This is a genomic window from Agrobacterium sp. 5Ca50 (assembly GCF_055381905.1).
This window is the reverse complement of record NZ_AP026438.1, coordinates 478,078-497,731: the sequence shown is the minus strand read 5'-3', so window position 1 is coordinate 497,731 and position 19,654 is coordinate 478,078. Positions and strand designations below refer to the sequence as shown.

Here is a 19,654-nt window from a genome sequence, read left to right as displayed (position 1 = left end):
CGCCCGTGGCGCACTGATAATGTGCGCTTCACAGGCGGACCTAAAATGCGCTATGCACCACACCACAGGAACGGTGCATTAGATGGCTCGGCATATCAATATCCATACACATCCACAGGAAGCCCTTGAGGTTGCCTCCGCAATTCTCGGCGACGGTTATCCCGTGGCAATTCCGACGGAAACTGTTTACGGCCTGGCTGCCGATGCGACCAATCCCGCAGCGATTACCCGCATTTACGAGACCAAGGGCCGCCCACGTTTCAATCCACTGATCTGCCATATGTCTGATCTTGAGATGGCGCAGCACTACGCAAAGTTCGATGACCTGTCTCTTGCGCTGGCGAAGGCATTCTGGCCAGGCCCGCTAACCATCGTTTTGCCGTTAAAAGACAACAGCGGCATTCATCCGCTGGCCACTGCCGGTCTCGATACGGTCGGTATTCGTGTGCCGCAGGGTTTTGCCGGCGAGCTGATCAAGACATTTGATCGACCGCTTGCTGCACCAAGCGCCAACAGCTCCGGCAAGATCAGCCCGACAAGCGCCTCGCATGTCGAAGATGATCTGGGCGAAAAGATCAAGCTGGTGCTTGATGCAGGTTCCGCAGGAGTTGGAGTCGAATCCACCATCGTAAAAGTTGAAGAAGACGGCAGTTTGCGACTGTTACGGCCGGGCGGTCTTGCCTCACAGGATATCGAACGGGTTGCAGGCAAAAAATTGTTGCGGTCCAGAACGGCATCACCAGCCATTGAAGCACCGGGCATGCTGGCCTCCCACTATGCCCCGGGTGCGTCCGTGCGTCTGCAAGCCACATCGGTTGACGCAGGCGAAGCCCTTATCTCCTTCGGTGACATCGCGCCGTTGCCGGGACAGGACAAGGCAAAGACCATTCTCAACCTCAGTCCATCAGGTGATCTGGCCGAGGCCGCCACAAATCTTTTCGGATATCTCAAACTGGCGGATGCCAGTGGTGCTGCCAGCATTGCGGTTACCGCCATTCCGCAGCATGGTCTCGGTGAAGCGATCAATGATCGACTGGCACGAGCCGCCGCACCCCGTTCATAAGATCCAGCAATCTCCACGATAAAGGTGAAAGATGACTGTTGCCGCTCTTTCAGACCATCTCATTGCACAGTTCACGGCCATTGTCGGTGCAAGCCACGCCGTTCGCGATCAGGCCGAACTCGCGCCGCGCCTTGTCGAAAACCGTGGTCTTTACCAGGGTACATCACCCTTGCTGCTGAAACCTGCTTCGACAGAAGAAGTTGCCGAGATCATGAAGCTGGCAAGCAAAACCGGCACGGCCATCGTCCCACAAACCGGCAATACTGGCCTTGTTGGCGGTCAGACACCACGGGCCGGAGCCAGCGATATCATTCTGTCACTGGAACGCATGAACAAGGTGCGTGAAATCGATGCCGTGGCCAATGTCATTGTTGCCGACGCCGGCTGCATCCTTGAAGACATTCATACGGCGGCCGACAGTATAAATCGCATGTTTCCGTTGACGCTTGCATCGCAGGGGTCCTGCCGCATCGGCGGTAACCTTGCCACCAATGCCGGGGGCACTGCCGTTCTGGCCTACGGCAATATGCGCCAGCTTTGCCTTGGCCTTGAGGTGGTTTTACCGACAGGTGAAATCTGGAACGGGCTCCGAAAACTGAAAAAAGACAATACGGGTTATGATCTGCGGGATCTGTTCATCGGCTCGGAAGGTACACTCGGTGTCATTACCGCTGCCGTTTTGAAACTGTTTCCCAAACCGCTCGGCCATCAGGTTGCTTTTGTCGGCCTGGCGAGCCCTGATGCCGCCTTGACGCTGTTTGAAAAAGCAACCAGCCTGTGCGGCTCTGCCCTGACCGGCTTTGAATTGATGCCGCGCCTCGGCGTTGAGTTCACCACCAAACACATTCCCGGTGTCAGGGATCCGCTGGCACGGCCACATGCCTGGTATGTGCTGATCGATATCTCGACATCCGATTCCAGCGATGCAGCCGATGCGATGATGCAGGTCCTGCTGGAGCAGGGCCTGGAAAACGGTATCGTTGAGGATGCCGTCATTGCGACATCAGACGCACAACGTCAGGCAATCTGGCATATGCGTGAAAGCATGTCGGAAGCGCAGCGCCCTGAAGGCGGTTCGATCAAGCACGACGTGTCAGTACCGGTTTCCAGCATCCCGGAATTTATGGCAGCGGCAGAGACGGCTGTGTTGCAGGTTATTCCGGATGCCCGTATCTGCGCCTTCGGCCATATGGGTGACGGCAACATCCATTATAATATCTCCCAGCCGATTGGAGCAGACAAAGCAGAGTTCATTGGTCGCTGGCGCGAGGTCAATGCCGTCGTGCATCAGCTGGTCTTGTCCCATGGCGGGTCAATCTCTGCCGAACACGGCATTGGTCAGCTGAAGCGCGATGAACTCGCCCATATCAGGGATGGTATCGAGATCGATCTCATGCGGCGCATCAAGTCCGCATTTGACCCTGCCAGCATTATGAATCCTGGCAAGGTCATAGCGACGCCATAACAGGCGCCGCCCTATTGTCATTACCGCGACGAACCGAGCGTTGCTACCGCCATCAACGTGTCGACGCTGATGGTTGTAGACCCACTGAACATGGCCAGTGTCGGATTGTAGCTGCCATTGACCATGTCATACATTACGGTGAAGCGTGAGATCAGCTTCTTGACCTTTTCTTCATCCTGGAAGTCCTCGATGTCGAAGTATTTCTTCATCATCGTGACCTGCGTGTCGACCTCCGCATTGGCCATTTCGTCAGGAATTTCGAAGGTCGTCGTAATGAACTTCTGAAGCGCCGTATCACCAAGGATGGTGTAATAGGATGTCGTATCCTTGGCCATACGCTGGAAATACAGCGCAAGACGAACACCGGCATTGTCTTCACCCGCCTGGGTTTCCAAGGTCTGCTGCAGATAGTTGTCGAGCGTCTCATAAAGACCGCTGCGGTTTTGAATGGAGGCACGGTCTTCCCGCATCAGGTTGCCTTCGGTGTCAAAATTGAAGGACGTTACCAGCCTGCGGAAAGAGGTGTCGGCTTCCGTATTGATGTAGCTTTTCGGATCGTCCAGATCGGACGTGAAAATCTTGTAGAGTTGTTCGGTCGTAACGCTGGCCGGATCAATGTCGAAGGCTTCCATGGCAAAGGCCAGCAGCCTGGCATTGCCCAACAGGTCCTTGAGAGATTTGATCTTCTGAATTTCTTCTGTGTAATATTCGGACTCTTTTTTCGCCAGAGTCTTTTCATCTTCGGTGCCGAATGCAGAGCGGCCATTGATATAGGCGGCCGCCACGGTCTGCACGTCAAGCTCCGACTGCGCGAGAACCGGCGCGCCGATTGTGCCATCCGACTTGAAGTTGAAAAGCTCCGCCAGCTTGACGTAGCGCTCGTCCTTCAGGGTGTAGACAAAGCTTTTCGGGTCCTGAAGGTCGCTTTTTAGCACCTCTTTAATGGTGCGTTCGCTTTCCGTGTTCGGGTCCAGGCCCACAGCCTTAAGGGCATAGCTGTAAACGCTGGTGTTGGTCATGAAGGTCGACAGCGACGTGACCGTGGCAATCTGGGTCTTGAACGACGCAAGCGCCTTTTCGTCGGCGGCTTCATCCTTGTCGTTATGGTAGCTCATATAGCCCATATTGGTAATACGGCTCTGTTCAGACGTTTGCGGCAGAGTGCCATCGGCAAGCGTGCCATCCGACTGGAAGTTGAATGCGTTTCTCAACGCAATATACCGCTCGTCGTTTTTGCCGACTGTCGCAATGTAGTTGTTCGGGTCGCTCAGATCAGCCGTCAGAATGTTCTTGATCGTTGCCGGCATGATCGTCGCATCAGTCAGGTTGAACGCAGTCTGGATATAGGCCAGAAGGCGAGCGTCTCCGGTTACGCCGCTACCGCCGGCAATCTGTTCAACCGAGGTGATCGTGTTGATCTTGCTCAGGAAATAATCCCGCTCCAGCTCTGCCTTGGCGATGGTCGAGCGAGGATTGGTCAGGATATAGGCATTGTTCATCACCAGACGGTTTTCTTCCGTCTGAGCACTGCCCGGGGCTACGGTGCCATCAGCATTGAAATCAAACGCATCGGCAAGGGCTCGGAAGACATCCAGATCAGAGTTGGTCTTCGTCAGCGTGGTCTTTTCGGCATTCAACTTCGTGGTCAAAGCCGTTGTCTCAGTGCCAACGGCTGGAAGACGGGTGTTATAATCGTCAATCAGCGCCTGATTGGTGGTGATTGCAGCCTGCGCCGCATCACGGTCGGTCACGCTGACCTTGCTCCACACGCTGGCAAGCTGGGTTTTCAGATCTTCGATCTTGGCAGTCAGTGTTTCCTCGTCACCGCCATTGTCCAGTTCCTCCTGCGCCGCATCAATCTGCACCTGAAGGGCATCACCTTTGGTAATCGCGCTATTGAGATCACTGACCTTGGTAATAGCTGTGGCACGCCCGGTGATTTCGGTCAGCGTGGTGTTAATTTCGGCCAGACGCGCGGCATTGGCACCGTATTTAGCGCCGTAGGTAATGTTGAAATAGCTGTTGGGATCATCTGTATCACTGGTCAGCAATCCCCTGATGTTGGCATAGGAGAAATACTGCTGATCAATTCCGAAGACACTGAGCGTATAGGAGCGAAGGCGCTCGTTCTGCATAAGCTTGTCGACGTTATCAATCGTCTTGATCATCACATTGTAATAGCGATTTTCTTCGGTAATCGCCGAGTCCGCATCCGCAACATTGGTGTTGTAGAGGCCGATCATCGCTTCCAGCTGCGAATCCGACTGCAAGGTGCTGGTCGGTGTACTGAAATTGAACGCCTCGGCAAACTGGCGATAGCGGGTGTCAGTCAGCTTGTTGGCAAAGCTGTTTGAATCATTCAGGTCGCTCTCAAGCACCTTCTTCATGAACGCCTTGGCATAGCTCATGTCGGACAGACCGAAGGCTTCCATGGCATACGTATAGAGCTGGTAATTATCCAGAAACTCATCGACGGTTTTCACCTTGCCGATGTTCTCCTTGTAATACTCGGTTTGCCGGGCGGTCATGCTTTGCTGGGCAACGCGTGACAAACTGGTTTTCATGTCCCGGTTTATCAAATCGTAGCTGAGATAAGTCGACACCATTGCGCGTATTCCTTCGCGTAAATTCCACCGCAAAACAAAACCAAGCAATTCCGTCCGATAAAATCGCACAGAACTCCGAGATTGGCAAAATGCCCGCGTAGCCTTGCCCGGAGCTTGAACCATGGGACCTTTACCGTGGCCAATTGGAGAAAATTGCACTGTCTCCGTTCACACTTCCGCAACCCTGATCATTGGGCACTTTGCTAACCATCTGGGAATGCAAAGTTTTTTAACCTCGTTTTTTAAGCGGTCCAGAATGAGCAGGCGCTATATTCACAACATCAGAGGACGAAAAGTCCCGGGAGATGCCCAAAAGGCTCTCAGGTAAAACAAGGGTTGCATGAATATGACAAATACGGTTTTGAAGCCCGAATGGGCCGCAGCGACACTCAGACTCGATCCAGCGCGGTTTCCGCAACAGGTCACTTATGGAGTCCGCGACGGATGTTCCGACGTTGTCATTACACTTGATGAACGCGGTGCCGTACTCAAGAAAACACTCAATTCAAGCGGCCTGCCGCTTTCCTTTGCCCTGCCAGCACGCGCTTTCAAGGGTGTTGCAGCCCGCGCCATCGACCATGGTGATGGTCAGGTTACCGTAACGCTGGAACTGCACCACGAGGACCCTGCCCTGTGCATTCCACTGCTGGTAGCCCATGATCTCTGTGACATTGCTGCCGACTGGCGCAACTGGTCTGAAACCTATCGCATTCCGATGCTGATGGTTGAAGCAGATGGCGTTGCCCGTCCGTTGGAAGACCATATTGGCGGCCCACGCCCGCAGGACCTTCGTCCGCGCCGTCGCCATTCCTACTTCGCAAATCGTCGTCCACGTTTCCTTGTTCGCCGATCCACCGGCAAGCTTGGCGTCGCGATGAAGATCGAAGGCAAAGAAATTATCGCACGCAACTGACTTTAAACGTGATCTCCAGATCAAAAAGAACCCGGCACGGAAGTCATTCCTGCCGGGTTTTCTTTATTGAAGCAGATTGACGGCAAGCGGCAATAACAGACCGGCAAATACCAGCGCGCCAACCCGCGTGTTGGACTTGAACAGCGCAAGGCACTGGTCGCCATCATTGATATCCAGCACGATGATCTGGCGAATGAACATACCTGCTGCGGCAGCAACACCAGCATAGGCCAGCAAGCCGACACCGGCAGATGCAAAAGACATCACCATCAATACAAGCGCCAGACCGTAAAGACCGATAAGCCACGTGCGTGTGTTGTCACCAAACAGGCGGGCGGTTGAGCGCACGCCAACCAATTCGTCGTCTTCCTTGTCCTGATGGGCGTAGATCGTGTCATAGCCAATCGTCCAGGCAATTGACGCTCCGTAAAGCAGGAATGCTGCCGGTGCCAGAGTGCCGAACTGCCCCGACCACCCCATCAGCGCACCCCAGCAGAAGGCAAGACCGAGGAAGAACTGCGGCCAGTCGGTAAATCTTTTGGCGAAGGGATAAATGACGACAAAGATTAGCGAAAAAATGCCAAGCGCCCAAGAGAAGGTATTAAACTGCAACAGCACCACGAGACCGGCCAGAGATTGCAGCACAATAAAAATCTTCGCCTGTTTGCGTGTAACCCGCCCTGATGGCAATGGGCGGGAGCGTGTACGGGCAACGGCCATGTCGATTTGGTGATCCACCAGATCATTATAGGTACAGCCTGCACCACGCATGGCGACCGAACCGATAAAAAACAGCACAAGATGGAAGGCCAGCAGGCCCCATGAAAATGTTCCGGCGTCCATGGCGACATTTGCCGCCAGGGCGGCCGACCAGAAACACGGCCACATCAGAAGCTGCCAACCAATCGGGCGATCCCAGCGGGCGAGCTGCGCATACGGCCAGACCCAGCGTGGCAGCAGCCGGTAAACCCAATTGTCGGATGGCGCGTCTGAAACGCGGCCAGTCATATCGCTATTATGAACCATACCGGGGTTTCCAAGCCTTTCCTGCTACCATGAGACAGGAAAGGCTCTAAACCCGCGCTTTTTGCAAAGCAAGGATGATTAAGGAACGCTGAACCCGAATTTGTAGCTGGCGCCGATACCGACAACAAACTGGTTCTTCGAACCACGTTCACTGACTAGCGTGCTTTTGCCAGCGTCGCCCATCAGGCGCTTGTATTCGGCAAAGGATGTCAGCTCGATATTGTCGGTTGCCTTCCAGGTGATGGCGGCACCAACACCGGCAGAATGCAGACCGCCATCGGGATTATAGGCCGAAGGACCACCGGACGCCGCAGCCGCAGAACTTACACCGTAATATTTGTCGTTATATTTGTTGCTGACCCATGTCGCGCGTGGACCGGCCGAGATCTGCAGACCGGGCGTGATGTCGGTGAAAACGTCCGCTGACAGATCGGCAACGACACCGCTATGGCTGCGTATGCCCTGGCGCACTTCACCGCGAACACGCACCCAGTCTGTTGGGTAGACTTCAGCAAAGCCACCGAGTTCACCGCCGAGCTTGATTTTCTGCATGCCACGAAGGTCAGAAGAATCACCCTCATCACGTGGCATGATCAGCTTTGCAGCAACGCCGGCGCGGAACGTTCCCTGATCGAGAAGACCAAACGACGCACTGTCATTGCGCGACGAAAACTTTGCGGACGGGCCGACTTTGCCCAGCGAAATGATTGGCGCAGCGCCAAACTCATTCTTGTTATCGCCCTGATACTTCGGCGCGGAAAAACCGACCGCACCAACTTTCAGGTACCAGTCACCGGAGAACCAGCTTTCGGCCTGTGCAGTGCCCGCAAGACAAAGGGGAATAAGGCAGGCGGAAAAAGCCAGCTTTGAAAAAGACATGTATGAACTCCGGATACGCAAAACAGAAAGGAGAAACAGATACTCTCATTTCAAATTAAGCATATTCCCTTGCCAATCTGTTAACTACGCAGAGTAGCTGCCGGCGTGTCAAATCCTATCCGAGATTGTGTGTCAGAACTCGACCTTCTCCATCGGCAGGCGGGTCTTCTCAAACTCTGCCAGTCGCTGTTCTGCCAACTGAATGTAATTGCGGTTGTCGGGAACAACATCACCGCGTTTTGCCAGTTGCAGCTGGAAGATATGAAAATTCTCGTGAGTGAAGGCCATTTCTGAGCCGGCCAGATAAAATTCCCACATCCGGAAAAAGCGCTCGTCATAAAGCGCCACGGCGTCGTCCTTTCGAGCGACGAAACGTTGCCGCCAGTGCCTCAGCGTGTGGGCATAATGCATCGGCAGTATTTCGATATCGCGCACCAACAAGCCGGCTTTTTCCACCGCAGGCAATACTTCCGCCAGTGACGGAATATAACCGCCGGGGAAAATATACTTTTCGATGAACGGGTTGGTGGCCAGCGCCGGATAGGGTTGACCGATGGAATGCAGCACCATCACGCCGTAGTCATCCAGCACTTCTGCCGCCTTGTTGAAATACTCCCGATAATGAGTTGGCCCAACATGTTCGAACATGCCAACCGACACGATACGGTCGTATTTTTTGGACGGCAGATATTTATAGTCCTGCAGTTCAAACCGCACCTTTTCCGACAGGTTGCGTTTTGACGCACGACCCCGCGATACCCTTAGCTGTTCTTCGCTTAAGGTGATGCCAGTTACATCAACACCGGAACTTTCGCTCAGATACATCGCCATGCCGCCCCAGCCGGAGCCTATTTCCAGGACGCTCTGGTCCTCGGCTAGCAACAGTTTTGCGGCAATATGTCGTTTTTTGACAGCCTGTGCCTCATCCAGCGTTATTCCGGGCGGATTGAAATAGGCGCAGGAATATTGCCAGTCCTCGTCCAGAAACAGATCGAACAGCTTGGCGCTCAAATCATAATGGTGTGAAACGTTGCTTTTGTTGTGATTGACTGGCAGGTGCATCTTTATGCGCGAGGCGATAATGCGCGCGAAACCGCGCCAAATCATGCCGAAGGTCAGCGCCTCGCTCAGTGTATTCGCCTTGATCAACGCCAGAAAATCATAAATGTCGCCCTCGTCGACATTCATACGGCGTTCCATATAGATTTCGGCGAGTTTCAATGTCGGGTCTCTGGCAATCTCGTCCGACGCTTCATCATCGGTAAAACTGATCGCGACCCGTTTTCCTGTACCGTCGCCGTAAATGTGAAGTCCATTTGGACCGGTAACGACGAGGTCGCCGGTTCTGACTATTTTCTCAAGCAATGCATGCAGAGACGAGGCCATTTCACCTCCCGAATAAGCTAAGTCTCACTTATCAAGTTTTGTAACCGTATTCCTTTCGGCCAAAGTTTCAAGACAGGCAGTTTTCAAAAAAATTGATGCATTTCAGACGCAAAACGCCGCCCCGTAAGTCACACGGGGCGGCGTTGTTTGTTCTTCAATTTATCGCAGATAAGGTTAGCGGCGTTTCATCGCCTCTGCGAGTGCGGCAGCCAAAGCACCACCGGATTGGCCCGCATCATTGCCACGACCCTGCGGTTTGGCACTGGCGTGCTTCATGGCGCTGGCATTCCCCTTTTCCCGCATCGACTGAGGTGCCGCTTCGCCACCATCCTTGCGCATGGTCAGGCCGATGCGCTTGCGCTTAACGTCAACCTCAACCACTTTTACCTTAACCACGTCGCCGGCTTTGACGACTTCATGCGGATCCTTGATGAAACGGTCTGCGAGTTGCGACACGTGAACAAGACCGTCCTGGTGCACACCGATATCCACGAAGGCGCCGAAGGCCGCCACGTTGGTAACCGTGCCTTCCAGCAACATGCCCGGCTTCAGGTCGGTAATTTCATCGACGCCCTCTGCAAAGGTTGCTGTCTTGAAACTTGGGCGCGGGTCGCGACCGGGTTTTTCAAGTTCTGCAATAATGTCCTTGACCGTCGGCAGACCAAATTGCTCATCAATGAACTTTTTCGGATCAAGCGATTTCAGGGTGGCACTGTCGCCCATAAGAGTGCGCAGATCACGGCCGCAAGCGGCAACAATCTTCTTGGCAACGCCATAGGCTTCCGGGTGCACCGAGGATGCATCCAGCGGCTCCTTGCCGTTTGGAATACGCAGGAAGCCTGCGCACTGCTCAAAGGTGCGCTGGCCAAGGCGCGGCACTTTCAGCAAGTCCTTGCGGCTGGCAAATGGACCGGTCTGGTCACGATGCAGAACAATAGCGTCGGCAATCGATGCGCCGAGGCCGGAAACACGTGCCAGAAGTGGTGCCGAGGCGGTGTTGAGATCAACACCAACCGCATTCACCGCATCTTCCACGACCGCGTCCAGCGAACGCGACAGCTTGCCCTGATCAACATCGTGCTGATACTGGCCAACGCCAATTGATTTGGGTTCGATCTTGACGAGTTCGGCCAACGGATCCTGCAAACGGCGAGCAATCGACACCGCGCCACGGATTGAAACATCGAGATTGGGGAATTCGGCAGCGGCGCGCTCAGAGGCCGAATAGACCGAAGCGCCAGCTTCCGACACGATAACCTTGGTGGGTTTCGGACCGGTCAGCTGGGTCAGCATGTCAGCCACCAGTTTTTCGGTTTCGCGACTGCCGGTACCGTTACCAATCGCAATCAGTTCAACGCCATGTTTGCGAATGAGGCCGGCCAGCTCCGCCTGCGTGCCACGAATGTCGTTTCTGGGCGGGAATGGGTAAACGGTCGAGGTATCGAGCAGTTTGCCGGTGCCATCGACAATCGCCACCTTGACGCCGGTACGGATGCCCGGATCAAGACCCATGGTGGCGCGCGAACCGGCAGGTGCCGCCAGCAGAAGGTCTTTCAGATTTCTGGCGAACACGTGGATCGCTTCTTCTTCCGCCCGTTCGCGAACTTCTCGCATCAGGTCGAGCGACAGCGACATGGAAAGTTTGACGCGCCATGTCCAGCCGGCAACCTCCATCAACCAGGCATCGCCTGCTCCGCCGGAACGGATATCAAATGCACTGGCAATGGTTCTCTGGCACGGTTTGACCGGCGATGGATCATCTGCATCAACGTCGATTGTCAGTGTCAGAATTTCTTCGTTCCAGCCGCGCAACATCGCCAGCGCACGGTGACCCGGCACTGTGGCCCAGCGCTCAGAATGGGCGAAATAGTCGGAGAATTTTTCGCCCGCTGCTTCCTTGCCTTCGACAACCTTGGCACGGAACGTTGCGTTGTGGCGCATGTAGTCACGCAGGCGGCCAAGCAGTTCGGCATTTTCGGTCATGGTTTCGGCAACAATGTCACGCGCACCTTCAAGGGCGGCCTTTACATCGGCGACTTCACCCTGAACATAAGTCTCAGCCAGCTTGGCAGGATCGGCACTGCGATTGTCCCAGATGGCTTCTGCCAGCGGTCCAAGGCCACGCTCACGGGCGATTTCCGCACGGGTACGGCGCTTTGGTTTGTAAGGCAGGTAAAGGTCTTCCAGTTCGGCCTTGGTGACTGCCGATACGATCTTGACCATCAAATCGTCGGTCATTTTTCCCTGACCGGTGATGGATTCGACGATCGAGGCACGACGCGCATTCAGTTCACGCAGGTACGACAACCGCTCGGCCAGTGTGCGAAGCTGGGTGTCATCCAGACCACCCGTCACTTCCTTACGGTAACGTGCGATGAACGGAACCGTCGCGCCTTCATCGAGCAGCTGTATGGCAGCCTTGACCTGATCGGGTCGGGCATTGATCTCAGATGCGATGACTGGCGCGAGGCGGGCATTATCTGCGGACATGTGCTTCTCTGGTCTGTTTAAAATCTGGCCGAACATAGAGGCTGATTGTGGCATGACAACACGAAGTGTGAACAAACCCACAGAAAAGCCGATAAAGCACCGTGAACAGCTGGTGTTAAAGGCCACGGAAGGCGGATATGCGGGAACAAACAGGCCGGAAAGACAGCTTTCTCCTTGACCTTTCTCCCCCCTGCCCTTAACGCCGCAGAAACGAGATTACAGGGGTGAGACTATGAAAGTTCTGTTGATCGGTTCTGGCGGACGCGAACATGCCTTGGCGTGGAAAATCGCGCAGTCCCCCCTGTTGGACACACTCTATGCGACACCCGGCAATCCAGGCATTGCGGAACATGCGACGCTGGTGTCTCTCAACGTTGAAGACCACGCTGCGGTCATCGCGTTTGCCAAGGAAAAGGCGATAGACTTTGTCATCGTTGGTCCTGAGGCTCCGCTTGTTGCAGGTTTGGCGGATGATCTGCGTGATGCAGGCATTGCCACTTTCGGCCCCTCCAAGGCGGCGGCCCAACTCGAAGGCTCCAAGGGCTTCACCAAGGACCTCTGCGCCCGTTACGATATTCCAACCGGCGCCTACCAACGTTTCAAGGAAGCAGAACCGGCCAAGGCCTATGTGCGCGAACAGGGCGCACCTATCGTCATCAAGGCCGATGGACTTGCCGCCGGCAAGGGCGTGACAGTGGCGATGACCGAAGCCGAGGCGCTTTCCGCCATTGACGATTGTTTTGATGGCGCCTTCGGTGCTGCCGGCGCAGAAGTGGTTGTTGAAGCATTTCTGGATGGTGAAGAAGCAAGTTTCTTCTGCCTTTCGGATGGCAAGACGGCGCTGGCGCTGGCAACAGCACAGGACCACAAGCGCGTTGGCGATGGCGACACCGGCCCCAACACCGGCGGCATGGGTGCCTATTCCCCTGCTCCGGTCATGACACCTGCCATGGTCGAGCGCACCATGAAGGAGATCATTGAGCCGACCATTCACGGCATGGCCAAGGACGGCCATCCGTTCAGCGGTGTGTTTTTCGCCGGGCTGATGATCACCAAAAAAGGCCCCGAACTGATCGAATATAATGTGCGTTTCGGCGATCCCGAATGCCAGGTCCTGATGATGCGCCTGAAGAGCGATCTGCTACCTATTCTCTACGCAACGGCCACCGGCACGCTGGATAAGGTGACAGCAGAGTGGATCGACGACACCGCACTGACAGTCGTTCTGGCATCAAAGGGTTATCCGGCAGCCTATGAAAAGAACACACCCATCTTCGCCATTCCCCAGGCTGACGAAGGCGCAAAGGTGTTTCATGCCGGCACAGCGCTTAAGGACGGCCAGTTGGTTGCCACCGGCGGTCGCGTGCTGAACGTCACGGCAACCGGCAAAACGGCGAGCGAAGCGCAGCGTCGTGCCTATGACCTGCTTTCCAAGGTCGAATGGGACAATGGCTTCTGCCGCAAGGATATTGGCTGGTTGGCGATTGCCCGCGAACAGGGCTGATAAGCTGTCGCCCTGACAGGTTATTCGTTCAATATTTACCAATTTTACTGACCGGACGGAAAGGAAGTCCGGTTACTATACTTCTTCGAATGATGGAGTATTGGCCCATGCGTTATTTTGTTTCGGTTGCATTGTTTGCACTGACAAGCCATGCCGCTATGGCTTCCTCGATCGAGGTCATTGACCATGACCGCACAGACAACAAGAGCATTATCAACCTGCGTTGCGGGTCTTGCCCTCCCCTGAAGGAGAAGGTGACGGCTAGCCAGTATGTTGCGCCATCGCTGCAATCCGGCGTTCAGAAAACCGAAATCCGTGATGTGAACGGCACCAAGGAAATGTTCCGCACCGAAGCATGGCTGGGCGGTTCGCCCGTTGTCTACGTGAGCACAGCCAAGACCTGGATGCCAGCGGAAGATAGCGGCACAACGCTGGCTGCCACGAAGGACGGCCCCGAACACGCACCTGATGGCATTGATTTCGAGGCGACAACGACCTCAATCAGTAAACCACAGCCACCTGTTGCGGCTTCTACTGTGACAAAACCCGATTTCAGCAATTTTTCGCTGCGCTTAAACTAACAGACACCATCAGCGATCGGCCCTGAGGCCTGTTTCACCCGCTTGGCAACAACAGGCGGGTGTTTTTATGCGCATGTCTTTCTGCCAGCTGGGCTTTGAGCTGCGATCAGCCGACGCAGATTTACGCAACCAGTAGCGGATTGTGAACCAGCGCACTGCCAGCCACCGCGTTAACTATTTGTCTTTTGTCAGATTTCTTTCGCATCCCCGAAGCGGGGTTTGGCGCAACATATTTTTAAAACTCAACTGCGGGGAATTTTATTATTAGCGACAAGCCGCCATGTATTAATATGTAGTATTTATGACAGGCGCAGAAAAATGCTCGCTTTGGTTTTATTTTTATTTATCATCAACTTAATCATACTGAATAACGACATCGTAATACTCGTCTCTTGAAGCGATTTCCCCCACACCAACTGCTCAATTAAATATTTATTCAACAATATGTATTTTTTTAATGCATGGTTGTGCGATGCAGCATGATGACCAGTGCAGAATGCGCTCCCCCTTTTTTTAGATCTTGCCCCACCGCTTCATGAGACGCGGTGCCGCAAAAGCGCGATGAGTAGATATGAAAAATCTTCCGATTTCCCGACAGTTGCTATTGTTGGTCATCACCCTGATGATCGCATTTGCCGGTGCAACATATTATCAGATCAGCTCTTCCGCGAATGCGATCTATGAAGAGCGGTACAACATGCTGCGCACGCAGGTTCAGTCTGCAGTCTCTATTCTCAAAGAGTACCACGCCAAGGAACAAGCAGGCACTTTGACGACCGAGGAAGCCAAGAAGCAGGCTTTTGAAGTCGTTTCCGCTATCCGATACACGCCGGATGGTTATCTGTTCGGTTATGACTACGACGTGAAGATGGTGTTCCACCCAGAAGCAAAACGCGTTGGCCAGAACTACAAGGGCCAGCCGGACAGCAAGGGTTACCAGTATCGCGACGAGCTGGTAAAGCTTGGCCGCGCTGGTGGTGGCCAAACCGACTTTTACGGTCCAAAACCTGGCCTAGAAGGCTCCTTCCTGAAAAGCTCCTATGCACTGGCTTTTGAACCCTGGCAGCTTGTCGTGGTAACCGGCGTTTATGTCGACGATCTTCAAGCACAGGTTCGCGCTGAAATCTTCAAGGCATTGTCGCTTGGCATCGCCGTTCTGGTGCTTGGTATCGGTGCAGCACTTTATGTCATTCGTGGCATCTCCCAGCCGTTGGCCGATATTCACAAGGCACTGGGTGAAGTTGCCAACGAAAATGTCGCCATCGACATTCCGCACACCACCATGACCAATGAAGTGGGCATGATGGCCAAGGCTACTGCATCTCTGCAGCAGAAGGTTCGTGAACGCCACGCCATGGTCGAGCGTCAGGAACAGCAACAGCGCGAACTGAACACAGAACGCCAGAACAACCTTGATATGCAGCGCAGCGAAGCTGAATTGCAGGCGCATGTCGTCACCATCATCGGCCAGTCGCTTGAAAAGCTGGCAAAGGGCGATCTGACCGTTCGTTGTGGTGATCTTGGCCCGCGTTATGCGGATCTGCGCAGCAACTTCAACGAAGCCCTGACGCATCTTGATGCTGCCATGGCCAAGGTGAACGCCAAGAGCATCGACATTGGCGGCTCGAAGGAAGAAATCCGCAAGGCATCGAATGAACTGTCCCAGCGTACCGAGCTTCAGGCTGCAAACCTTGAAGAAACCTCCGCTGCCCTCGACCAGCTGACTGTTGCCGTTCGCCAGACCGCCGAAGGTGCACATGAAGCCGCCAAGCGCGTTACCGCAATTAGCGGTGAAGCAAGCCGTAGCGACCTCGTTGTCGAGCAGGCCATTGGCGCGATGAGCGGCATTGAGCAGTCCTCGGATGAAATCTCCAAGATCATCGGCGTGATTGACGACATCGCCTTCCAGACCAACCTTCTGGCGCTGAATGCCGGTGTTGAGGCGGCACGCGCTGGTGAAGCAGGCAAGGGCTTTGCCGTCGTGGCACAGGAAGTTCGTGAGCTGGCTCAGAAATCTGCGGCTGCGGCCAAGGAAATCAAAGACCAGATCGCCCGCTCGTCCGGTCAGGTTGAAAACGGTGTTCGTCTTGTTGGCGAGGCTGGCGATGCATTGAAGCGTATTTCCGACCAGATCAAATCGGCCAATGAGATTGTCACCAAGATTGCCCATTCGGCGTCCGAACAGGATACGACACTGAGGTCCATTTCGTCCTCGCTGAACCAGCTTGACGCAGCCACCCAGCACAATGCCGCCATGGCGGAAGAAACCACGGCGTCGGCTGAAGCCCTTGCCGTGGATACGGAAGAGCTGCTGACGCTGATCCGCACCTTCCGGGTGTCCGCCTCGTCCAACGCTTCCGGCAGCCTCTATGGCATGGGCCAGCAGATGCGCCGGGCAAGCTAAGGTCGCAACATAACCTCAGACAAGACAAAACGCCGGAGATCACTCTCCGGCGTTTTTGTTTGGGTCATATCGCAGTACCGTATCTCAGCCGCGACGAGCGGCCTCGATCTTTGCCACGTCGATCTTTTTCATGGTCATCATCGCATCAAAGGCACGCTTTGCTTCAGCTCCACCAGCGGCCATCGCCTGCATCAGGACACGTGGGGTTATCTGCCAGGAGATACCCCATTTGTCCTTGCACCAGCCGCACTCACTTTCCTGCCCGCCATAGCCGACAATGGCATCCCAATAACGGTCGGTTTCTTCCTGATCGTCTGTCGCGATCTGGAATGAAAAAGCCTCATTATGTTTGAACACCGGTCCGCCATTCAGACCAACGCACTGTACGCCAGCGACGGTAAACTCCACCATCAACACATCGCCTTCGTGGCCCGATGGGTAATCACTCGGCGCGCGATAGACCTTGCCCACCACGCTATCCGGGAAAAGTTCGGCATAAAAACGCGCCGCTTGTTCGGCCTCGCTTTCATACCAGAGACAGATCATATTCTTGGCCATTCTCGTTTTCTCCCGATTGACCTCCTCATCAGGCATAGAATGCGTAGCAAAGCCTAACGTTCCTCGAGACATCGGAGATATCGCCTGTGGTAGCGCCGGATCGTTTTTACTGGGTCAGTTGGACGAGTTGTTCAATCTGGTTGTGGGAGAAAATCGAGATGCCCGCTTTTGCAAGAAGAGCGGCGGTTATGCCGTTGCCGGCATGTTTCACGCCGGAAAACGAGCCATCGTAAATGGCGATCGAACCACAGGAAGGGCTGCCATCGATCAGCAAGGCATAGTCGCAGCCATTATCCTGCGCGAAAGCCAGCGCCTTTTGCGCACCGCGAATGAATTCGGCCGTCACATCACCGCCGGTGATTTCCAGCACGCGGGCACGGCCCTCGAGCACATCGAGACCGGAGGCACCATTTTCTATTTCAGCAGGAGGACGGGGAACGGGCATTCCACCTGCCATTTCCGGACAGATGGACACAAGACGCCCTTCATTTTTCCAGCGTTCTATCGCCGGATGGGAAAGCAGCTTTCCCTTGCCGTCATACCGTACGGCATGGCCCAGAAGGCAGGCGCTGATGAGGATTTTCCCGCCCACCAGACGCCCCTTTATCAGCCAGTTATTTTCGAGAAGTCGGCAACAGTGCCGGTTGCTTCACGAATAGCCTTCAGCAATGCCAGACGGTTGGCGCGGATCGCCGCATCTTCATCGTTGACGAGAACGTCTTCGAAGAATTTGTCGACCGGCGCACGCAGCGTTGACAGCGCCTGCATGGCAGAACGGAAGTCCTCGCCTGCAACAGACTTGGCGGCATCAGCAGAGGCTGTTTTTATTGCAGCATAAAGCGCCTTTTCAGCATCAAGCTTCAACAGCTCGTCTGCCACGCCATCGGCAACCACGGTGCCCTTCTTTTCTTCCGCAGCCAGAAGCTGGGTGGCGCGCTTTGTGCCAGCCAGAAGGTTGATACCGTCCTGATCGGTGATGAATGCCGTCAGCGCTTCAACGCGGCGTGCAACCATCAAGAGATCGTCCGATTCCGGTGTCAGAACCGCGTCAATCAGATCGTAACGGGCACCGAGATCACGCAGATACACCTTCAGGCGGTCATGGAAGAACGACAGGAGGTCCGGGTCCTTGATGACGGAAAGCAGCGGCAGGCGAACATTGCGTTCCATGATTATGCGCACAACACCAAGTGCTGCACGACGCAGTGCAAACGGGTCTTTTGAACCGGTTGGCTTTTCATCGATGGCCCAGAACCCTGACAATGTGTCCAGCTTGTCAGCCAGCGCGACAGTCAGCGAAACCTTGTCACGTGGCACGAGGTCGGTCGGGCCCTGCGGCTTCCAATGTTCTTCAATGGCAGCAGCAACGCTTTCGTTTTCCCCTTGCAACAGCGCATATTTGCGGCCCATCAGGCCTTGCAACTCTGGAAACTCGCCAACAGCTTCGGTGCGCAGGTCGGCCTTGGCCAGAACCACAGCGCGATCCACCAGCGCAGCATCGGCACCAACGATTGGTGCCAGCTGTTTTGCCAGTTGGCGAATGCGGGTTACGCGCTCACCCTGCGTGCCAAGTTTGGCATGGAAGGTTACGTTGAGCGCGTCCAGCTTGGCCATGCGCTGATCAAGCGGCTTATTAAGGTCGAGGTTGAACTTTTCGGCAGATGCCTTCAGCGTCTCGAGGTCCGGCAGGTTACCCTGGTCGCGGGTCCAGAAGTGCTTGGCATCCGACAGGCGGGCACGCACAACCTTGCCGTTGCCATGCATGATTTCCTTGCCGCCATCGGTTGCCTGAAGGTTGGACACCAGAATGAAGCGGTTGGACAGACCTTCTTCCGCACCCTGCGGGCGGGTCACGAAACACTTCTGGTTGGTCTTGATGGTCAGGCGGATGATTTCTGCCGGGATCTGCAGATAATCTTCCTCAAACGTTCCCATCAGCACTTGTGGCCACTCTACAAGACCGGACACTTCTTCGAGAAGACCTTCGTCCTCGACCAGTTCGAGACCATTGGCGAATGCGATGTCCTTGGCGTCATGCAGGATGATATCCTTACGACGCTCAGCATCGAGAATGACCTTGGCCTTTTCGAGGTTGGAAACATAGTCTTCAAAACGGCGGACAGTGATCGCTTCAGGCGCATGGAAACGGTGACCATAGGTCACGTTGCCGGCAACGATGCCATCGATCTCAAACGGAATGACCTGCGTCTCGTCATGTTCTGGCCCAAAAAGGCAAACGATGGACTGCAACGGGCGCACCCAGCGCAGGCTTTCCGAACCTTTGCCTTCGATGCCGCCGTAGCTCGAACCTTTTGGCATGGAAGCCGGGCCGGAGCGCATGGACTTTGGCCAGGCAAAACCACGAATGATACCCGGCATAACGTCAGCAATGATCTCTTCCGCCGGACGGCCGGGCTTGTTGACCACGGCGATATAGAAGTCACCCTTCTTCGGATCGGAAACGACCTGCGCCTGCGAAATATCGCTCAGACCCGCGCCGCGCAAAAAGCCTTCGATCGCTTTTTCATTGGCGTCGGTGCGTGGACCCTTCTTTTCTTCCCGCACATCGGCGGAACGGGCGTTCAGGCCGCGAATGTCCAGCGTCAGGCGACGTGGTGTCCAGTATTCGCGCGCGCCATCATAGGTCAGGCCAGCTTCAACCAGTGCGTCGGTGACGAGCTTTTTGAGGTCACCCGCCGCCTTGCGCTGCATGCGGGCGGGGATTTCCTCGGAGCGGAGTTCAAGCAGAAGATCGGGCATGGGATTAAAACTTTATCTG

The 19,654-nt window shown here is 55.0% G+C and carries 14 protein-coding genes; 6 read left to right on the top strand and 8 right to left on the bottom strand.

What is annotated here, in order from left to right; translation table 11 throughout:
- The first annotated feature begins 82 nt into the window (after positions 1–82).
- Entirely contained in the window at positions 83–1,063 is a 981-nt protein-coding gene (locus ACZ5FM_RS02345; protein WP_464039585.1) for an L-threonylcarbamoyladenylate synthase, read from the top strand.
- A gap of 31 nt (positions 1,064–1,094) precedes the next feature.
- Positions 1,095–2,528, top strand: coding sequence for an FAD-binding oxidoreductase (locus ACZ5FM_RS02340; protein WP_464039584.1), 1,434 nt, complete (start codon positions 1,095–1,097; stop codon positions 2,526–2,528).
- 20 nt (positions 2,529–2,548) lie between these two features.
- On the opposite strand, the gene ACZ5FM_RS02335 is transcribed toward ACZ5FM_RS02340, so the two are convergent.
- Positions 2,549–5,134: a DUF1217 domain-containing protein gene (locus tag ACZ5FM_RS02335; RefSeq protein ID WP_464039583.1), complete on the bottom strand. Its 2,586-nt coding sequence runs from the start codon at positions 5,132–5,134 to the stop codon at positions 2,549–2,551.
- Between the two features lie 346 nt (positions 5,135–5,480).
- Here ACZ5FM_RS02335 and ACZ5FM_RS02330 point away from each other — a divergent pair, with 346 nt between their 5' ends.
- Positions 5,481–6,047, top strand: a complete 567-nt coding sequence (locus tag ACZ5FM_RS02330; protein ID WP_192487849.1) for a DUF6101 family protein — start codon at positions 5,481–5,483, stop codon at positions 6,045–6,047.
- A 63-nt stretch (positions 6,048–6,110) separates the two neighbouring features.
- On the opposite strand, the gene ubiA is transcribed toward ACZ5FM_RS02330, so the two are convergent.
- From ubiA to ACZ5FM_RS02310, 4 genes are all read right to left on the bottom strand, one after another.
- Entirely contained in the window at positions 6,111–7,073 is a 963-nt protein-coding gene (gene ubiA, locus ACZ5FM_RS02325) for a 4-hydroxybenzoate octaprenyltransferase (protein WP_464039582.1), read from the bottom strand.
- A gap of 78 nt (positions 7,074–7,151) precedes the next feature.
- Positions 7,152–7,952 carry a MipA/OmpV family protein gene (locus ACZ5FM_RS02320; RefSeq protein WP_250983201.1) on the bottom strand — a complete coding sequence of 267 codons (801 nt, stop codon included), beginning with the start codon at positions 7,950–7,952 and terminating at the stop codon, positions 7,152–7,154.
- 132 nt (positions 7,953–8,084) lie between these two features.
- A complete protein-coding gene (locus ACZ5FM_RS02315; protein WP_464039580.1) occupies positions 8,085–9,338 on the bottom strand; it encodes a class I SAM-dependent methyltransferase in 1,254 nt (417 codons plus the stop codon).
- A 174-nt stretch (positions 9,339–9,512) separates the two neighbouring features.
- Positions 9,513–11,828, bottom strand: coding sequence for a Tex-like N-terminal domain-containing protein (locus ACZ5FM_RS02310; protein WP_464039579.1), 2,316 nt, complete (start codon positions 11,826–11,828; stop codon positions 9,513–9,515).
- A gap of 232 nt (positions 11,829–12,060) precedes the next feature.
- On the opposite strand from ACZ5FM_RS02310, the gene purD reads away from it, so the two are divergent.
- From purD to ACZ5FM_RS02295, 3 genes are all read left to right on the top strand, one after another.
- Positions 12,061–13,332, top strand: a complete 1,272-nt coding sequence (gene purD / locus ACZ5FM_RS02305; RefSeq protein ID WP_464039578.1) for a phosphoribosylamine--glycine ligase — start codon at positions 12,061–12,063, stop codon at positions 13,330–13,332.
- A 107-nt stretch (positions 13,333–13,439) separates the two neighbouring features.
- Positions 13,440–13,913, top strand: coding sequence for a plant virulence effector HPE1-like domain-containing protein (locus ACZ5FM_RS02300; protein ID WP_250983205.1), 474 nt, complete (start codon positions 13,440–13,442; stop codon positions 13,911–13,913).
- A 571-nt stretch (positions 13,914–14,484) separates the two neighbouring features.
- Complete coding sequence (locus tag ACZ5FM_RS02295; protein WP_464039577.1) at positions 14,485–16,317, top strand: methyl-accepting chemotaxis protein; 1,833 nt, start codon at positions 14,485–14,487, stop codon at positions 16,315–16,317.
- A gap of 84 nt (positions 16,318–16,401) precedes the next feature.
- On the opposite strand, the gene ACZ5FM_RS02290 is transcribed toward ACZ5FM_RS02295, so the two are convergent.
- From ACZ5FM_RS02290 to glyS, 3 genes are all read right to left on the bottom strand, one after another.
- Positions 16,402–16,875: a VOC family protein gene (locus ACZ5FM_RS02290; protein ID WP_464039576.1), complete on the bottom strand. Its 474-nt coding sequence runs from the start codon at positions 16,873–16,875 to the stop codon at positions 16,402–16,404.
- A gap of 106 nt (positions 16,876–16,981) precedes the next feature.
- Positions 16,982–17,467 carry a 2-thiouracil desulfurase family protein gene (locus ACZ5FM_RS02285; protein WP_464039575.1) on the bottom strand — a complete coding sequence of 162 codons (486 nt, stop codon included), beginning with the start codon at positions 17,465–17,467 and terminating at the stop codon, positions 16,982–16,984.
- Positions 17,468–17,481: 14 nt separating this feature from the next.
- Positions 17,482–19,635, bottom strand: coding sequence for a glycine--tRNA ligase subunit beta (gene glyS, locus ACZ5FM_RS02280; RefSeq protein ID WP_464039574.1), 2,154 nt, complete (start codon positions 19,633–19,635; stop codon positions 17,482–17,484).
- Positions 19,636–19,654: the final 19 nt, after the last annotated feature.

Coding starts and splice junctions, on each gene's coding strand:
- ACZ5FM_RS02345 (WP_464039585.1), top strand. CDS start 83: ATGGCTCGGCATATCAATATCCATACACATCCACAGGAAGCCCTTGAG.
- ACZ5FM_RS02340 (WP_464039584.1), top strand. CDS start 1,095: ATGACTGTTGCCGCTCTTTCAGACCATCTCATTGCACAGTTCACGGCC.
- ACZ5FM_RS02335 (WP_464039583.1), bottom strand. CDS start 5,134: ATGGTGTCGACTTATCTCAGCTACGATTTGATAAACCGGGACATGAAA.
- ACZ5FM_RS02330 (WP_192487849.1), top strand. CDS start 5,481: ATGACAAATACGGTTTTGAAGCCCGAATGGGCCGCAGCGACACTCAGA.
- ubiA (WP_464039582.1), bottom strand. CDS start 7,073: ATGGTTCATAATAGCGATATGACTGGCCGCGTTTCAGACGCGCCATCC.
- ACZ5FM_RS02320 (WP_250983201.1), bottom strand. CDS start 7,952: ATGTCTTTTTCAAAGCTGGCTTTTTCCGCCTGCCTTATTCCCCTTTGT.
- ACZ5FM_RS02315 (WP_464039580.1), bottom strand. CDS start 9,338: ATGGCCTCGTCTCTGCATGCATTGCTTGAGAAAATAGTCAGAACCGGC.
- ACZ5FM_RS02310 (WP_464039579.1), bottom strand. CDS start 11,828: ATGTCCGCAGATAATGCCCGCCTCGCGCCAGTCATCGCATCTGAGATC.
- purD (WP_464039578.1), top strand. CDS start 12,061: ATGAAAGTTCTGTTGATCGGTTCTGGCGGACGCGAACATGCCTTGGCG.
- ACZ5FM_RS02300 (WP_250983205.1), top strand. CDS start 13,440: ATGCGTTATTTTGTTTCGGTTGCATTGTTTGCACTGACAAGCCATGCC.
- ACZ5FM_RS02295 (WP_464039577.1), top strand. CDS start 14,485: ATGAAAAATCTTCCGATTTCCCGACAGTTGCTATTGTTGGTCATCACC.
- ACZ5FM_RS02290 (WP_464039576.1), bottom strand. CDS start 16,875: ATGGCCAAGAATATGATCTGTCTCTGGTATGAAAGCGAGGCCGAACAA.
- glyS (WP_464039574.1), bottom strand. CDS start 19,635: ATGCCCGATCTTCTGCTTGAACTCCGCTCCGAGGAAATCCCCGCCCGC.